The sequence below is a fragment of the Streptomyces capillispiralis genome (genome assembly GCF_007829875.1).
Lineage (GTDB): Bacteria > Actinomycetota > Actinomycetes > Streptomycetales > Streptomycetaceae > Streptomyces > Streptomyces capillispiralis.
In genome coordinates, this window is the sequence record NZ_VIWV01000001.1 from 1,478,857 (window position 1) to 1,494,713 (window position 15,857).

Consider the following 15,857-nt stretch of genomic DNA (forward strand, 5'->3'; position numbering starts at 1 on the left):
CGCATCGCGCTGGTCACCGCCCTGGCCCTGGTCGCCGCGCTCACCTACGCGCTGTGGCCGCGCCCCGGCACCGTGCGCGTCACCGCGTACTTCCCCCGCACGGTCGGCATCTACCCCGGCTCCGACGTGCGGGTGCTGGGCGTGCGGATCGGCGAGGTCGGGAAGATCGTGCCCGAGGGCGGCCGGGTGCGGGTGGAGCTGGAGTTCGACGAGGACCGCCGGGTCCCGGCGGACGCACAGGCCGCGATCATCAACTCCTCGGTGGTCAGCGACCGTTACGTGCAGCTGCTGCCGGTGTACCGCAAGGGCCCGGCGCTGCGCGACGGCGACGTCATCCCCGAGTCGCGCACGGCCGTCCCCGTCGAACTGGACCGGATCTTCGACAGCCTGCACACCACGGCCGAGGCGCTCGGCCCCGAGGGCGCCAACAAGGACGGCGCGCTGTCCCGGCTGCTCGGCGTGAGCGCCGACAACCTCGACGGCCAGGGCGAGAACCTGCACCGGACCGTCGAGGACCTGGCGGACGCGGCCGGCACCCTCTCCGACGGCCGGGGCGACCTGTTCGGGACCGTGCGCAACCTCCAGGTGTTCACCTCGGCGCTGGCCGCCGACGACAAGGAGGTGCGGGCGTTCAACACCAGCCTCGCCGAGGTCGCCGAGCAGCTCGCCGGGGAGCGCGAGGACCTCGCGGCGGCGCTGAAGAACCTCGGGACGGCCCTCGGCGACGTGTCCGACTTCGTGAGGAAGAACAAGAAGTCGCTGACGTCGAACGTGGAGGGACTGAGCAAGGTCACCAAGGTGCTGGTCACCCAGCGGGCCGCGCTGGAGGAACTGCTGGAGGTCGCCCCGACCGGCCTGTCCAACCTGCAGAACGCCTACAACCCCTCCTCCGGCACCCTCGACACCCGCAACAACCCCGACCACCCGCAGGACCCGGCCGCCCTGCTCTGCTCCCTGCTGCGGACCACCGGCGACGAGGGCGGCGAGAACCCCGACTGCGAGGAGCTGGAGCGGCTCTTCGACTCCCTGCCCGAACTGCCGCGGGCGCCGGCGTCCGGCTCGGTCGACCGCACCCTCGGCGGGATCCTGGAGGCCGACGCATGAGCGCACGAGACACCGGCGTCCGGCCCTTGGGGGCACGGCGCCGCACCGGCGCCGCCGTCTGGGCGGCGGCGGGCACCCTGCTGCTGTCCGGCTGCGAGTTCAACGGCTGGCACGACGTGCCGCTGCCCGGCGGCGCCGCCGCCGACGACCGCGCCTTCCACGTCACCGTCGAGTTCCGGGACGTGATGGACCTGGTGCCGCAGTCCTCGGTGAAGGTCGACGACGTCACCGTGGGCGCGGTGGAGAAGGTCGAACTGGACGGCTGGCACGCCCGGGTGCGGCTGCGGGTCGCCGACTCGGTGAAGCTGCCCGCCAACGCCGTCGCCGAACTGCGGCAGACCAGCATGCTCGGCGAGAAGTACGTGGCGCTGTCCGCGCCCGCCGGCACCGCGCCCGTGGGACGCCTCGCCGACGGGGACCGCATCCCGCTGTCCCGCAGCGGCCGCAACCCGGAGATCGAGGAGGTGCTGTCCGCGCTGTCGGCGCTGCTCAACGGCGGCGGAGTGGCCCAGCTGAAGACCATCACGGTCGAGCTGAACAAGGCCCTGGACGGCCGGGAGAACCGGGTGAAGTCGCTGCTGAAGGAGCTCGACACCTTCCTCGGCGGCCTGGACGGGCAGCGCGAGGAGATCGTCCGCGCGCTGGAGGGCATCGACCGGCTGGCCAAGCGGCTCGGCAGGGAGAAGAAGACCATCGCGGACGCGGTCGACACCATGCCGCCGGCCCTGAAGGTCCTCGCCGACCAGCGCCGCGACCTGACGAAGATGCTGACGGCGCTGTCGAAGCTCGGCACGGCCGGCACCCGGGTCGTCAACGCCTCCCGCGACGACATGGTCGCCAACCTCGAACGGCTCCGGCCGATCCTCCAGCAGCTGAACAAGGCGGGCGACGACCTGCCCAACTCCCTGGAGCTGCTGACCACCTACCCGTTCCCGCGCAATGTCACGGACGCGATCAAGGGCGACTACGTCAACCTCCAGATCACCGCCGACCTCGATCTGTCGCACATCTACGGCAACCTGGCCGACGAGCCCGGCGAGGACGAGGCCGGGCCGCGGCCGCCGGACACCCCGGACCTGCCGGACGTGCCGGAGCTGCCCGGCGTGCCCGAGGTGCCGGACGTCCCGCTGCCCGGCCCGTCCGCCCCCGCCCTGCCCGACGCGCCCACCGCGCCGTCGTCGCCCGGGGGCGGCGGCCCGCTGTGCCCGCCGGTGTGCACCGCCGGCTTCGGCGACGGGGACACCCGCCGTCTGCCGCCGGGGACCGACCTGGCGCTGGCCGAGCTGATGCTGAAGGGGATGCAGCCGTGATCACCACAACGGTCAGGGCCCAGTTGCTGGCGTTCGCCACCGTCACCGCGGTGGGCGTGACGTACGTGGGCACCGAGTACACCGGTCTCGCGGACACCCTCCTCGATCGCGGGTACACCGTCCGGGCCCAGTTCACCGGCTCCGGCGGGATCTTCTCCGGCGCCGAGGTCACCTACCGGGGCGTGCCGGTGGGCCGGGTGGGCGCGATGCGGCTGACCGGTGACGGTGTGTCGGTGGCGCTGGAGATCGACGACGAGGCACCGCGCATCCCGGCCGACACGGTGGCCGTGGTGGCGAACCGGTCGGCGGTGGGCGAACAGTACGTCGACCTCCAGCCGCGCCGCGACGGCGGGCCGTACCTGCTCGACGGCGCCTCGATCCCGCGCGAGCGCACCCGGGTGCCGCTGCCCACCACCGATCTCGTGGTCGGCCTGGACCGCCTGGTGAACTCGGTCGGCAAGGACGACCTGCGCACCACCGTCGACGAGCTGGGCAAGGCGTTCGCCGGCACCGGGCCGCACCTGGGCCGGCTGGTCGACTCGGGCAACGCGCTGGTGGAGTCGGCGTCCGAGGCCCTGCCGGAGACGGTGGCACTGATCGAGGACTCGCGCACGGTGCTCAAGACCCAGGCCGACCAGGGCTCGGCCATCAAGGCGTTCTCCCGTGATCTGGCGGCGCTCACCGCGCAGTTGAAGTCGAGCGACGGCGATCTGCGCCGGCTCATCGGGAACGCGACACCGGCCGCGGTGGAGATCAACTCGCTGCTGAAGTCCACCGGGTCGAGCGTGCCGGTGCTGCTCGCCAACCTGATCAGCGGCGGCCGGGTCACCGTGGCGCGGCTGCCCGGTGTGGAGCAGGCGCTGGTGACGTTCCCCGTGGTGGTGTCGGGCAGTTACACGGTCGTCCCCGGCGACGGCACGACCCACTTCGGAATGGTCCTCAACGCCGACGACCCGCCCGCGTGCACCCGTGGCTACGACACCCGGCGCCGCGACCCGGCCGACACCGGCACGCGCGGCGCGAACACCGGCGCCCACTGCGCCGAGCCGCGCGGCAGCGACACCTCGGTGCGCGGCGCGCAGAACGCCCCCGGCTCCTCCTCCCGTTCGGGCGGGGCGCAACCGGCGGCGCACGTCACCCCGTACGACCCGGCGACCGGCATCGCGGCCGGACCGGACGGAAGGCCCGTCGAGATCGGCTCGACCGGCGGCGAACAGAGCATGTTCGGAAAGGAGTCGTGGCAATGGCTGCTCGTCGGACCGATGGCACGGGCATGAGCGGACGGATACGCGCGGGGGCCCGGCGCCTGGCGCGGGCGGGGCGCTCCCGGGCGGTGGCGGCGGGTCTCGCCGCGGCGACCGTCCTGACCACCGGGGCGGCACTGTGGCTCGCTCTCGGGGTGCAGGAACAGCGGGAGACCGAGCAGCGGCGCCAGGACGTGCTGGCCGCGGCCCGCCAGTCGGCGCTCAACTTCACCTCGCTCGACTACCGGCACTACGCGCGCGACAGCGCCGATGTCCTCGAGGGCGCCACGGGCGACTTCCGCGAGGAGTTCGCCGCGCAGACCGAGCAGCTGACGAAGCTGGTCGCGCAGAACAAGTCCGTGTCCGAGGGGCAGGTGCTCGAAGCGGGCATCGTCCGGTCCGACGCGCGGTCGGCCCGGGTGCTGGTGGTCGCCGACAGCAAGGTGACCAACACCGCCGTGCCCGAGGGCGAGGCACGCACCTACCGGCTGCAGCTCGACCTGGTGCACCGGGACGGACGGTGGCTGACCTCCGGCGTCGAGTTCGTCGGCTGACCCGCGACACACCGAGGAGCAGGACCATGAGCAACCCGAGCACCCGGGTGCGCGGCGCCGGCACGCCCGCCCGCCGCACCCTGGCCGCCGCCGCCCGCGCCGCGGCCAAGCGCACGGAACGTACGGAAGGCGGGGAACGTACGGGAGGCGCGGAGCGCACCGGAGGCACGGAGCGCACCGGACGTACTGCGGTGCCCACCCGTCGCCCCGAGCGCACCGAGCCTGCGCGGCGGACGGGGACGGACGGTGACGGCTCGCCGGCCGACGGCCCGCCCGCCGACCCGCTGTCCGGCCGCACCGTGGTGATCGAGCCCCCCGACGGCTGGGACGACCCGCCCGAGCCGTCCCCGGCCCCCGACGAGGACGAGCCCCGGGCGGAGGACCCCGCCGAGCCGGCCGGCTCCCCCGCGCGGCGGCCGGGACAGGGCGTCCGGCCGCGGCGCGGGCTGTACGCCGCGCTCCTGGCGCTGCTCCTGGTGGCCGGCCTGGTCGCGGTGGCCGTGCTCGGCCTGCACTACCGCGACGCCCGGCGGACGGAGGCGGCGCGGGACGAGGCGCTGGCCGCCGCGCGCGAGGCGGCGCCGGTGGTGCTGTCGTACGACCACCGGCACCTGGACCGGGACTTCTCCCGGGCCCTGGCCCAGCTGACCGGGGACTTCCGCGAGGAGTACCGCAGGACCACGAAGACCGTGGTCGCCCCGACCGCGGCGAAGTACAGGGGCACGGTGAAGGCGACGGTCGTGGCGCCGCCCGGCGGTGCCCCCGCCGCGTCCGTGGTGTCCGCCGCGCCGGACCGGGTCGTGGTGCTGCTCTTCGTCAACCAGGTCACCGAGAGCACCCAGGTCACCGGGCCCCGGCTGGATCTGAACCGGGTCCGGATGACGCTCAGCCGCACGTCGCAGGGGTGGAAGGTGAGCGCCGTCGACGCGCTGTGAGCAGTCCTCCCCACCGGCACGCCCCCGCGCCCCCGCGCGGGGGCGCTTTTTCGTGGCCGCTCTTGACAGCCCCTTCTCCTCCCGGGCAATCTTCCAGTACGCAGAAACAAACTTCCGCAATACGGAATCACTGGGAGGGGCGCGACCCGATGGGATTCGCCGACCAGCGCTACAACGTCAATCTGTCGATCCTCTTCACGGAGCTGCCGCTCCTGGAGCGCCCGGCGGCCGCCGCCGCGGCCGGCTTCGGCGCGGTCGAGCTGTGGTGGCCCTGGGTCGAGTCCCCCACCCCCGGGCGGTCCGAGCTGGACGCCCTGCGCGGGGCGATCGAGGACGCGGGCGTACGGCTCACCGGGCTGAACTTCTACGCCGGACGGCTGCCCGGCCCCGACCGCGGCGCGCTGTCCGTGCCCGGCGAGGAGTCGGAGCGGTTCCGCGCCAACATCGACGTGGCCGCCGCTTTCGCCGAGTCCCTCGGCTGCGGGGCCCTCAACGCGCTGTACGGCAACCGGATCGACGGCGTGGACCCGGCCGAGCAGGACGCGCTCGCGCTGGAGAACCTGGCCCTCGCGGCCCGGGCCGCCGACCGGATCGGCGCCGTCCTGCTGGTCGAGGCGCTGAACCGGACCGAGTCCCCCCGGTACCCGCTGGTGTCGGCGCCGGCCGCCGTGGACGTCGTCGACCAGGTGAACGCCGCCACCGGGCTGGACAACGCCCGCTTCCTGATGGACCTCTACCACCTGGCCATGAACGGCGAGGACCTGCCGCGGGTCATCGAGCGGTTCGCCGCGAGGACCGGCCATGTGCAGATCGCCGACCGTCCCGGCCGCGGCGCCCCGGGCACCGGCTCCCTCCCGCTGGAGGACCTGCTCGACCGGCTCCGCGAGGCCGGATACGCCGGCTGGGTCGGCCTGGAGTACAAGCCCGGCGACCGCCCGAGCGCCGAGGCCTTCGACTGGCTGCCCCGCGAGGCCCGCTGACCACCACCCCCGCACCGAGAGGCACCCTCACCATGAGCAACAACCTCCCCAAGGTCTCCTGGATCGGCCTCGGCATCATGGGCTCCCCCATGTCCGAGAACCTGATCAAGGCGGGGTACGACGTCACCGGCTACACCCTGGAGCAGGAGAAGCTGGACCGGCTGACCGCCGCCGGCGGCACCGCCGCCCGCTCCCTCGCCGAGGCGGTGCGGGACGCGGACGTGATCATCACCATGGTCCCGGCGTCCCCGCAGGTCGAGGCCATCGCCTACGGCCCCGACGGCATCCTGGAGAACGCCCGGTCCGGGGCCCTGCTGATCGACATGTCCTCGATCACCCCGCAGACCTCGGTCGATCTGGCCGTCGCCGCACGGGACAAGGGCATCCGGGTGCTCGACGCCCCGGTGTCGGGTGGCGAGGCGGGCGCCGTCGAGGCGGTGCTGTCCATCATGGCCGGCGGTGATCAGGCCGACTTCGACGAGGCCAGGCCGCTCTTCGAGGCGCTGGGGAAGACGATCGTGCGGTGCGGCCCGCACGGCTCCGGCCAGACCGTGAAGGCCGCCAACCAGCTGATCGTCGCCGTGAACATCCAGGCGTGCGCCGAGGCCGTGGTCTTCCTGGAGAGGTCCGGCGTGGACCTGGCGGCGGCCCTGGACGTGCTGAACGGCGGCCTGGCCGGTTCGACCGTGCTGACCCGCAAGAAAGGCGCCTTCCTGAACCGGGACTTCACGCCGGGCTTCCGCGTCGACCTGCACCACAAGGACATGGGCATCGTCACGGACGCCGCCCGCACCGTCGGCGCGGCCCTGCCCGTCGGCGCGGTGGTCGCGCAACTGGTCGCGAGCCTGCGGGCCCAGGGCGACGGCGGCCTGGACCACTCCGCCCTGCTGCGCGGGGTCGAGCGTCTGTCCGGCGCCCGGGTCTGAGCCCCGCCCCACCCCGAGACCCCGGGCGGTGCCGGCGCCGACATCTGTCCTGTCGCGCCCAAGGCGGCGGCGCCGCCCGGGACCCATCCTGCCCACCCGTTCAACAGAGTGTTGACTCGCGTGCGGCCCCCGACGGGAGGTCGGGGGTCGTGCGCGCGGCCCGCGGCGGCCGCCTACGGCCGGGACGGCTGCCGTACGGGCACCGCGGGCGGGGCGAGGGCGCCGCGGCGGCGTGGCGAGCCAGTGCGGTGGTGAAGGCCGCGGGACTCCTCCTCGACCTGAGGGGAGGAGCCCGCGGACCGTCGCACCCGCCGCGGCCCCGAGCCCCGGCCTGCACGGCGCCCGGATGCGGACGGTCCCGCATCCGGGCGCTTTCCGGTGTCCGGGTGCTCCCGGTGCCGGGGCCATCCCCGCATCCGGGCGCTTTCCGGTGACCGCGTGCTTCCGGCTTCCGGGCGCTTCCCGTGTCCGGGCGTTCCCGGCGTCCGGAGTGCGGATCCGCTCCGTGCGCAGCAGCCTGGGGGCATGGCACATCCCACGGAGCATCCGCACATCGTGGTGCACTCCCCCGCCCTGGACGGCTCCCGGCGGGTCACCTCCGGCGACGAGACGCTGGGCATCGCCACGCACGTCGACGACGTGGGCGAGATCCTGCGGCTGGCCGACCTGTACGTCACCGACGTGGAGGGGACCGACCTCATCGAGTGGCAGGGCGGCGGCCCCGACGACTGGCCGGGACTGTCGGAGCACCACGAGACCTGACCGGCGCTACGGCATCGGCCGTAGTCCGGCTACGGCACCCTCAAATGAACCTCAGAAGGCGGCCCGGGAGGCTTCGGACACCCCCGCCGGCGGGCACACTCCTCGCACACGGGGCCCGCCGGCACGGGGGCGGCGGGCCCCGCCTCAGGGGGTGTCATGCCATGAGCGCCGGCGCGGGTGTCCGGGGGACGCCGCACGAGATCGCCCTGCTGGGCGGTGGTCCGCACGCCGCGGTGACGGTCGCCGTCGTCGCGCTGCACCTGCGGGGCGCGGTCGAGGCGGGCGCGCCCGGCACGATCCTGGCGGTCGACGGGGAGGCGGCCCGGGCCCTGCCCGCGCTCCCCCGGCCGGGGGTGCCGCTGGACGCGCCCGGGCGGGCGGAGGCCGTCGACGGCGAGCGCAGGGCGCGGTACCTGGAGAGCGCGGTGCACGCCTGCCTCGTCGAGCCGTCGGACCTGCGGGAGCTGGTCCGGCACCCGGACGTGCGCTGGGCGGTGGCCGAGGTGCGGGTCGGGCTCGCGGAGGCCGGGATGCTGCGGTACCCGCTGCTGCTGGGGCCGACCACCGCCGCCCGCCGCCGGCTCAAGCTCCTGCGCAAGGCGTTCCCGCTGCCCGCGAGCCGGCAGGGCATGCCGGACCGCGACAAGCTGCTGGCCGTCGCCCTGCACGGCGAAGCCGCCCTGCGCGTCCTCGTCCCGCGCTTCGCCCTGCGGGCGGGGCTGACCGACCGGGTGCCGCTCAGGGACAGGGGCCTGCTCCGCGGCCGGCGGGGCGACGGCACCTACGGCGGTTCCTACGGCGGCCACCTGTACTGCGGAAGCGGTGGGGGCGGAGGCGGCTGCGGCGGAGGGGGCGGCTCGGACTGAGCGCGGTGGGGGCGGCCCGTCCCCCCGGGCGGGCCGCCCCCACCGGTGCGCGGGTACGCGGGTGCGTCAGACCTTGAGCGTCCTGATCGACGTCGGGGCGTGCCCCGGCTCCGTGGCGAGCTCCTCGAACTCCACGACGTCGCCGATGTCGTTGGTCACCGACATGGAGATGTTGGTGACGCGCTCCAGGATCGCCTCGACGACCACCGGCACCCGGAACTCGGCCGCGAGCTTCTTGGCCCGCTCCAGGGCCGCGCCCAGTTCGTTCGGGTCGGTCACCCGGATCGCCTTGCAGCCGAGGCCCTCGGCGACCTTCACGTGGTCGACGCCGTACGGGCCGAGTTCGGGGGCGTTGACGTTCTCGAACTCCAGCTTCACCTGGAAGTCGATGTCGAACGCCCGCTGCGCCTGCCGGATCAGCCCCAGGTACGCGTTGTTGACCAGGACATGGACGTACGGGATCCGGTGCTGCGCCCCGACCGCCAGCTCCTCGATCATGAACTGGAAGTCGTAGTCGCCGGAGAGGGCGACGACCTGCGCCCCGGGGTCGGCCTTCGCCACCCCGAGCGCGGCGGGGACGGTCCAGCCGAGCGGTCCTGCCTGGCCGCAGTTGATCCAGTGGCGCGGCCGGTAGACGTGCAGCAGCTGCGCGCCGGCGATCTGCGAGAGGCCGATGGTGGAGACGTACCGGGTCTCGGGGCCGAAGGCCTTGTTCATCTCCTCGTAGACCCGCTGCGGTTTGATCGGGACGTCGTCGAAGTGCGTACGGCGCTGGAGGGTGGCCCGCTTCTCCTGTGCGGCGGCGGCCCAGGCGGAGCGGTCGGGCAGGGCCCCCGCGGCCTTCATCTCCTCGGCGACCTCGACGAACAGCTCCAGCGCGGCGTGCGCGTCGGAGGCGATGCCGTAGTCGGGGGCGAAGATCCTGCCGATCTGGGTGGGTTCGATGTCGACGTGGACGAACGTCCGCCCGGCCGTGTAGACGTCGAGCCTCCCGGTGTGGCGGTTGGCCCAGCGGTTGCCGATGCCGAGGACGAAGTCGGACTCCAGGAAGGTCGCGTTGCCGTAGCGGTGCGAGGTCTGGAGGCCGACCATGCCGGCGTTGAGTTCGTGGTCGTCGGGGATGACGCCCCAGCCCATCAGCGTCGGCACGACCGGGGTGCCGGTCACCTCGGCGAACCGGACGAGCAGTCCGGCCGCGTCGGCGTTGACGACTCCGCCGCCCGCGACGATCAGCGGGCGTGCGGCGGCGTTGAGCATGCCGATCGCCTTCTCGATCTGCGCGCGGGACGCGGCCGGCCGGTAGACCGGCAGCGGCTCGTAGGTGTCCGGGTCGAACTCGATCTCCGTCATCTGCACGTCGACCGGCAGGTCGACCAGGACGGGGCCGGGGCGCCCGGAGCGCATCAGGTGGAAGGCCTTCTGGAAGACGCCGGGGACCTGCGCGGCCTCCAGGACGGTCACCGCCATCTTGGTGACCGGTTTCGCGATGGAGGCGATGTCGACGGCCTGGAAGTCCTCCTTGTGGATCACCGCGGTCGGGGCCTGGCCGGTGACGCACAGGATCGGGATCGAGTCGCCGGTCGCGGAGTACAGCCCGGTGATCATGTCGGTGCCGGCCGGCCCCGAGGTGCCGACGCAGACCCCGATGTTGCCCGGGTGGGTGCGGGTGTAGCCCTCGGCCATGTGGGAGGCGCCCTCCACGTGGCGGGCGAGGGTGTGGGTGATACCGCCGGAGGCCTTGAGCGCCGCGTAGAAGGGGTTGATCGCCGCGCCGGGGACACCGAACGCGTCGGTGACGCCCTCCCGCTTCAGGATTTCGACTGCCGCGCGGGCAGCGGTCATTCGAGCCATCGAGTACTCCTGCTTCGGCTGCCGGATTCGCACTCCCGTCGCGCCCCGCGGTGAGCTTCTTCCGTATGATGGAAAACAACTTCTACGATCTGGAATGAATGTAGGTGCGGTCGTCGAAGCCCGTCAAGAGAGGGGCAAGTGCCGGACGCGCGGCGGGTCCGTGGCGGACGATGGGGGCACCCTTGAGAACCCGTCCCTCCGGGAGTGGGCCATGCCCGAGAGCGTGCCGGTGCGCTGTCCGGACTGTCGTCGCGCGCACCGCTACACGGCACCGTCGTACCCCTGCGCCTGCGGCGCGCCCGTCGCCCCCGTGCCGGACCCGGACGGCGTGCCCCGTCCCGCCGGCCCGCGCTCCTGGCAGGACGAGTGGATCTCCCTGCGGTGCGGGAGCTGCGGACTGGACGGCGAGTGGCCGCGGCCGGAACTGGGCTGCCCGTGCGGGACGGTGCTGAGGATCCCGGTAGCCGGCCCACGGGCGTCCGTCCCCGGCCCGGACGAGCGCCCCGCCCCGCACACCGTGCCGGTCCGCACCGCACGGGACGCGGTCACGGCCACCGTGCTGTATCTGCGCCGGCTCGGCCACCAGGACGTCCGCCGCGCCGGCCGGCTCCCCCCGTCCGGCATCGGTCTGGCCGGCCGCGGCGTGCTCGCCCATGTCGACCCGTCGGCGCGTCCTGCGACACCGCGCGACGTGGAGTGCCTGTGGCTGACGGCGCTGTCGGAGTCCGCGGCGGGCCTGTACTTCTCCGTCACCGGGTACGCCGAGGAGGCCGTGGGCCGTGCCGACGCCCTCGGCGTCCCGCTGTTCCTGCTCGACCCCGCCGGCACCCCGCGCCCGGTGAACGGGCCCGCCGAGGCGCTGGACGCCGACGGGGCCTGAGAACCCGGCGACGCGCCCGCCGCGGCGCCCGACACCCGGCGGACGCGCATCCGTCCCGCCGCCCCCGGTGAACTCCGGAGTGCTAGCCCGTCGCGTACCGCTCCCGCAGTTCCACCTTGCGCACCTTGCCCGACACCGTCATCGGGAAGGCGTCGAGGAGGTGCAGCCGGGTCGGGATCTTGTAGTGGGCCAGCCGGTCCGCGCAGAAGGCGCGCAGCTCCTCCAGGCTGAGCGGGTCGGCCGGATCACGCGGGACGACACAGGCCAGCACCTCCTCGCCGTAGCGCTCGTGCGGCACGCCGACGACCTGCACGTCGGCGATCTTCGGGTGGGCGTACAGGAACTCCTCGATCTCGCGCGGGTAGATGTTCTCCCCGCCCCTGATGATCATGTCCTTGATCCGGCCGACGATCTCCACGTATCCGTCGTCCCGCATCACCGCCAGGTCGCCGGTGTGCATCCAGCGGCCCGCGTCGACGGCCTCGGCGGTCTTCGCGGGCTCGTTCCAGTAGCCGAGCATCACGCTGTAGCCGCGGGTGCACAGCTCGCCGGCCGTGCCGCGCGGCTGGGTCACGCCGGTGGCCGGGTCGACGACCTTGACCTCGATGTGCGGCAGGACCCGGCCGACGGTGCCCGTGCGGTGCTCCAGGTCGTCGTCCATGCGGGTCTGCAGGGAGACCGGGGAGGTCTCGGTCATGCCGTAGCAGATGGAGACCTGCTCCATGTGCATCTCCGCGACCACCCGCTTCATCACCTCCACCGGGCACGGCGAGCCCGCCATGATGCCCGTGCGCAGCGAGGTGAGGTCGTACGCCCCGAAGCCGGGCAGGCCCAGCTCGGCGATGAACATGGTGGGCACCCCGTACAGCGAGGTGCAGCGCTCCCGCTGGACGGCGTCCAGGGTGGCCCCCGGCTCGAAGGAGGGGGCGGGGATGACGATGCAGGCGCCGTGCGAGGTGGCCGCCAGGTTGCCCATGACCATGCCGAAGCAGTGGTAGAAGGGCACCGGCAGGCAGATCCGGTCCTGCTCGGTGTAGCCGACGGTGCGGCCCACCCAGTAGCCGTTGTTGAGGATGTTGTGGTGGGAGAGCGTGGCCCCCTTGGGGAAGCCCGTGGTGCCCGAGGTGTACTGGATGTTGACCGGGTCGTCGCAGCTCAGGGTGGCCGCGATGGCGTCGAGTCGCTCCGGCGGCACGGTGGCCGCGCCCCCGGTCAGCGCGTCCCAGGAGGGGTCGCCGATGTAGACGGTCTCCCGCAGGCCGGGGCAGGCTCCGCGCACCCGGTCCACCAGCGCCCGGTAGTCGCTGCCCTTGTGGGCGAGCGAGGCGACCAGCAGGGAGACGCCGGACTGCTGGAGCACGTACTCCAGCTCGTGCGCCCGGTAGGCCGGGTTGATGTTCACCATGACGGCGCCGATGCGGGCGGTGGCGTACTGCACCAGCACCCACTCGGGGCAGTTGACGGCCCAGATGCCGACCCGGTCGCCGGTCGTGACGCCCTTCGCCAGCAGTCCGCGTGCCACCTCGTCGACGGCGGCGCCGAACTCGGCGTAGGTCCAGCGCCGCCCGGACGGCACGTCGACCAGGGCCTCGCGGGCGGGCCACGCGGCGACCGCGCGGTGCAGGTTGGCGCCGATGGTGTCCCCGAGCAGCGGGGTCGTACTGGTGCCGTGGCTGTACGAGAGTGCTGCGGTCACCGGAAGTCCTCCTCGCGGTACTCGTCGCCGGAACCGGCGGCCGTGGCCTCGCGCAGTTCGACGCGGCGGATCTTGCCGGAGACGGTCTTGGGGAGCTCGCCGAACTCCAGGCGGCGGATCCGCTTGTAGGGGGCGAGGGTGTCGCGGGAGTGCTCGAAGAGCACCTTCGCGGTGTCCGGTCCCGGCTCCCAGCCCCGCGCCAGCACGACGTACGCCTTGGGCACGGCCAGCCGCAGCTCGTCCGGCGCGGGCACCACGGCCGCCTCGGCCACCGCCTCGTGCTCCAGCAGGGCGCTCTCCAGCTCGAAGGGGGAGATCTTGTAGTCGGACGCCTTGAAGACGTCGTCGCTCCGCCCGACGTAGGTCAGGTACCCGTCCTCGTCCCAGGCTCCGATGTCGCCGGTGCGGTAGTGGCCGCCGGCCATCGCCTCCGCCGTGCGGTCGGGGTCGCCGTGGTAGCCGGTCATCAGGCCGACCGGGCGCTCGGACAGGTCGAGCGCGATCTCTCCCTCGGCGGCACCGGGCGCGCCGGAGACCGGGTCGAGCAGGACGACGCGGTAGCCGGGGCTGGGGCGGCCCATGGAGCCGGTCTTCAGGACCTGTCCGGGGCTGTTGGAGACCTGCACGGCGGTCTCGGTCTGGCCGAAGCCGTCCCGGATCGTCACGCCCCAGGCCCGCCGGACCTGCTCGATGACCTCGGGGTTGAGCGGCTCCCCGGCGGCGACGACCTCGCGGGGCGGGGTGCGCAGCCGGCCCAGGTCGGACTGGATGAGCATGCGCCACACGGTCGGCGGGGCGCAGAAGGTGGTGACGCCGGCCTTGTCCATCTCGGCCATCAGCCGGGGCGCGTCGAAGCGGGTGTAGTTGTGCAGGAAGACGGTCGCCTCGGCGTTCCACGGGGCGAACAGGTTGGACCAGGCGTGCTTGGCCCAGCCGGGCGAGGAGATGTTGAGGTGCACGTCGCCGGGGCGCAGGCCGATCCAGTACATGGTGGCCAGGTGCCCGACCGGGTACGAGGTGTGGGTGTGCTCGACCAGCTTGGGGCGGGCGGTGGTGCCCGAGGTGAAGTACAGCATCAGCGGGTCGTCGGCGTGGGTGGGGCCGTCGGGCGCGAAGTGCTCGGCGGCGCCGTACGCGTCCGCGTACGGCTGCCAGCTCCCGCCGGCCCCCTCCCCCACCGCGATACGGGTGTAGTCGCCGGGCACCTCGTCGAACTTCGCGGTGTCGGCGGCGCGCGCGATCACATGGCGGACGCGGCCCCGGCCGACGCGGTCGCGCAGGTCGGCGGGGCCGAGCAGCGGGGTGGCCGGGATGACCACGGCCCGCAGCTTCATCGCCGCCAGGGCGGTCTCCCACAGCTCGGCCTGGTTGCCGAGCATGACCAGCACCCGGTCCTCGGCGGCCACGCCCCGCCCGCGCAGCCAGTTGGCGACCCGGTCGGAGCGGCGGGCCAGCGCGGCGAAGGACAGCCGGGTCTCGTCGCCGTCCTCCTCGACGAGGTGCAGCGCGGTGCGGTCGTTGCCGTCCGCGATCACGTCGAACCAGTCGAGCGCCCAGTTGAACCTCTCGGGGCGGGGCCAGGCGAAGTCCCGGTAGGCGGTGGCGTAGTCCTCGCGGTGTTCCAGCAGGAAGTCCCGGGCCCTGCGGAACTCTTCTGTCGCCGTCGTCATCTGTCCTCCTCGGTGCCGGACCATTGCCGGGCGGCTCATCCTCATCGTGTAATCCGTGATGCGCGTCTCACTACCCCCGAACGGGGGTGTGCGCCCGCGCGGAGGTAGTGGTGAAGGGGGCGAACAGGTGACAGCCGATCCGATGGGGGCCGTCGACGCGGTGGACATCCGCGGGGCACTGGCCCGGCTGCGGCGCGCGACGGGGCTGCCGGTCGCCTTCGGCGGACTGGTGGACGCCGGGCGGCGGCAGGTGCGCATCAGCGAGCTGAGCGGCACCGCGACCCCGGCGCTGAGCGCGCTCGCGGTGACCCCGGGCAACGGTCTGGGCGGCAAGGCGCTGACGCTCGCCCGGCCGTGCGCGGTGACGGACTACTCCGTCTCCCGGCAGATCAGCCACGAGTACGACGTGCCGGTCGCCGCCGAGGGCCTGCGCTCCGTCGTGGCGGTGCCGGTGGTCGTACGGCGGCGGGTGCGGGCCGTGCTCTACGGCGCTCTGCGCGCCGCCCAGCCGCTCGGTGACCGCACCCTCGGCGAGGCGGTGCAGGCGGCGCGGGACGTGGAGCAGGCGCTGGTGGCGCGGGAGGAGGCGGCGGAACTGCTGGCGGCGGCCCGGCCGCGCCCGGAGCGGCCCGGCGCGGCGTCCGGGGCCGCCCGGGAGCAGGTGCGCGAGGCGCATGCGGCGCTGCGGGCGCTGGCCCCGCGTATCACGGACCCCGCGCTGCGGGCCGAGCTGCTCCAGGCGTGTGCCCTGCTCACCGGGGATGCCGCCGCGCCGTCCACGGCGGTGCGGCTCGCGCCCCGGGAGGTGGACGTGCTCGCCTGTGTGGCGGAGGGGGCGACGAACGCGGTGGCCGCCGAACGGCTGGGCGTGACGGCGGAGACCGTCAAGGCGTATCTGCGGTCGGCGATGCGGAAGCTGGGGGTGCGCACGCGGGGGCAGGCGGTGGTCGCGGCCCGCCGGGAGGGGTGGTTGCCGTAGGTTTGCGGTGTTTTCCGGGCGGGGCCATTACCTCCGGTATGGCTTTGTATTTACTCTTGCCCCGCTCGCTGTAATTTGCCTCACTACACCGTCCGCCCGG

14 protein-coding genes are annotated in these 15,857 nt (G+C 73.7%); 11 read left to right on the forward strand and 3 right to left on the reverse strand.

Features of this window, described 5'->3' with window-relative positions:
* The first annotated feature begins 3 nt into the window (after positions 1–3).
* The 9 genes from FHX78_RS05910 to FHX78_RS05950 all read left to right on the forward strand — a co-directional run bounded on the left by FHX78_RS05910 (position 4) and on the right by FHX78_RS05950 (position 8,681).
* Positions 4–1,104 (forward strand): MCE family protein, encoded by a 1,101-nt coding sequence (locus tag FHX78_RS05910; RefSeq protein ID WP_145871690.1) that lies wholly within the window; start codon positions 4–6, stop codon positions 1,102–1,104.
* A complete protein-coding gene (locus FHX78_RS05915) occupies positions 1,101–2,414 on the forward strand; it encodes an MCE family protein (RefSeq protein WP_145866413.1) in 1,314 nt (437 codons plus the stop codon). The genes FHX78_RS05910 and FHX78_RS05915 overlap by 4 nt, the downstream gene beginning before the upstream one ends.
* Positions 2,411–3,691, forward strand: coding sequence for an MCE family protein (locus tag FHX78_RS05920; protein WP_145866414.1), 1,281 nt, complete (start codon positions 2,411–2,413; stop codon positions 3,689–3,691). Before FHX78_RS05915 ends, FHX78_RS05920 begins: the two co-directional genes overlap by 4 nt.
* Positions 3,688–4,212, forward strand: coding sequence for a hypothetical protein (locus FHX78_RS05925; RefSeq protein WP_145866415.1), 525 nt, complete (start codon positions 3,688–3,690; stop codon positions 4,210–4,212). Before FHX78_RS05920 ends, FHX78_RS05925 begins: the two co-directional genes overlap by 4 nt.
* A 26-nt stretch (positions 4,213–4,238) precedes the next feature.
* Positions 4,239–5,147 (forward strand): hypothetical protein, encoded by a 909-nt coding sequence (locus FHX78_RS05930; RefSeq protein ID WP_145866416.1) that lies wholly within the window; start codon positions 4,239–4,241, stop codon positions 5,145–5,147.
* Positions 5,148–5,296: 149 nt separating this feature from the next.
* The gene (locus tag FHX78_RS05935) at positions 5,297–6,127 is read left to right on the forward strand and encodes a TIM barrel protein (RefSeq protein ID WP_145866417.1); all 831 of its coding nucleotides are present in this window, start codon (positions 5,297–5,299) and stop codon (positions 6,125–6,127) included.
* Between the two features lie 32 nt (positions 6,128–6,159).
* Complete coding sequence (locus FHX78_RS05940; RefSeq protein ID WP_145866418.1) at positions 6,160–7,053, forward strand: 2-hydroxy-3-oxopropionate reductase; 894 nt, start codon at positions 6,160–6,162, stop codon at positions 7,051–7,053.
* A 525-nt stretch (positions 7,054–7,578) separates the two neighbouring features.
* Positions 7,579–7,815: a hypothetical protein gene (locus tag FHX78_RS05945; protein ID WP_145866419.1), complete on the forward strand. Its 237-nt coding sequence runs from the start codon at positions 7,579–7,581 to the stop codon at positions 7,813–7,815.
* A 161-nt stretch (positions 7,816–7,976) separates the two neighbouring features.
* Positions 7,977–8,681 carry a TIGR04222 domain-containing membrane protein gene (locus tag FHX78_RS05950; protein ID WP_145866420.1) on the forward strand — a complete coding sequence of 235 codons (705 nt, stop codon included), beginning with the start codon at positions 7,977–7,979 and terminating at the stop codon, positions 8,679–8,681.
* A 66-nt stretch (positions 8,682–8,747) separates the two neighbouring features.
* Here the strand turns inward: FHX78_RS05950 and gcl are convergent, their stop codons facing one another.
* Positions 8,748–10,532, reverse strand: coding sequence for a glyoxylate carboligase (gene gcl, locus FHX78_RS05955; RefSeq protein WP_145866421.1), 1,785 nt, complete (start codon positions 10,530–10,532; stop codon positions 8,748–8,750).
* Positions 10,533–10,743: 211 nt separating this feature from the next.
* Between gcl and FHX78_RS05960 the strand changes: the two genes are divergently transcribed.
* Positions 10,744–11,412: a hypothetical protein gene (locus tag FHX78_RS05960; RefSeq protein WP_145866422.1), complete on the forward strand. Its 669-nt coding sequence runs from the start codon at positions 10,744–10,746 to the stop codon at positions 11,410–11,412.
* A gap of 82 nt (positions 11,413–11,494) precedes the next feature.
* Here FHX78_RS05960 and FHX78_RS05965 read toward each other — a convergent pair whose 3' ends face one another.
* On the reverse strand, positions 11,495–13,108 hold the full coding sequence (locus FHX78_RS05965; protein ID WP_145866423.1) for an AMP-binding protein: 1,614 nt from the start codon (positions 13,106–13,108) through the stop codon (positions 11,495–11,497).
* Positions 13,105–14,778, reverse strand: coding sequence for an AMP-binding protein (locus FHX78_RS05970; RefSeq protein WP_145866424.1), 1,674 nt, complete (start codon positions 14,776–14,778; stop codon positions 13,105–13,107). Before FHX78_RS05970 ends, FHX78_RS05965 begins: the two co-directional genes overlap by 4 nt.
* A 142-nt stretch (positions 14,779–14,920) precedes the next feature.
* Here FHX78_RS05970 and FHX78_RS05975 point away from each other — a divergent pair, with 142 nt between their 5' ends.
* The gene (locus FHX78_RS05975; RefSeq protein WP_145871694.1) at positions 14,921–15,757 is read left to right on the forward strand and encodes a helix-turn-helix transcriptional regulator; all 837 of its coding nucleotides are present in this window, start codon (positions 14,921–14,923) and stop codon (positions 15,755–15,757) included.
* Positions 15,758–15,857 lie beyond the last annotated feature (100 nt).

Excerpts from the sequence above, each read along its gene's own strand:
- FHX78_RS05915 (WP_145866413.1), top strand. The coding sequence starts at position 1,101 with ATGAGCGCACGAGACACCGGCGTCCGGCCCTTGGGGGCACGGCGCCGC.
- FHX78_RS05925 (WP_145866415.1), top strand. The coding sequence starts at position 3,688 with ATGAGCGGACGGATACGCGCGGGGGCCCGGCGCCTGGCGCGGGCGGGG.
- FHX78_RS05930 (WP_145866416.1), top strand. The coding sequence starts at position 4,239 with ATGAGCAACCCGAGCACCCGGGTGCGCGGCGCCGGCACGCCCGCCCGC.
- FHX78_RS05935 (WP_145866417.1), top strand. The coding sequence starts at position 5,297 with ATGGGATTCGCCGACCAGCGCTACAACGTCAATCTGTCGATCCTCTTC.
- FHX78_RS05940 (WP_145866418.1), top strand. The coding sequence starts at position 6,160 with ATGAGCAACAACCTCCCCAAGGTCTCCTGGATCGGCCTCGGCATCATG.
- FHX78_RS05945 (WP_145866419.1), top strand. The coding sequence starts at position 7,579 with ATGGCACATCCCACGGAGCATCCGCACATCGTGGTGCACTCCCCCGCC.
- FHX78_RS05950 (WP_145866420.1), top strand. The coding sequence starts at position 7,977 with ATGAGCGCCGGCGCGGGTGTCCGGGGGACGCCGCACGAGATCGCCCTG.
- gcl (WP_145866421.1), bottom strand. The coding sequence starts at position 10,532 with ATGGCTCGAATGACCGCTGCCCGCGCGGCAGTCGAAATCCTGAAGCGG.
- FHX78_RS05960 (WP_145866422.1), top strand. The coding sequence starts at position 10,744 with ATGCCCGAGAGCGTGCCGGTGCGCTGTCCGGACTGTCGTCGCGCGCAC.
- FHX78_RS05970 (WP_145866424.1), bottom strand. The coding sequence starts at position 14,778 with ATGACGACGGCGACAGAAGAGTTCCGCAGGGCCCGGGACTTCCTGCTG.
- FHX78_RS05975 (WP_145871694.1), top strand. The coding sequence starts at position 14,921 with ATGGGGGCCGTCGACGCGGTGGACATCCGCGGGGCACTGGCCCGGCTG.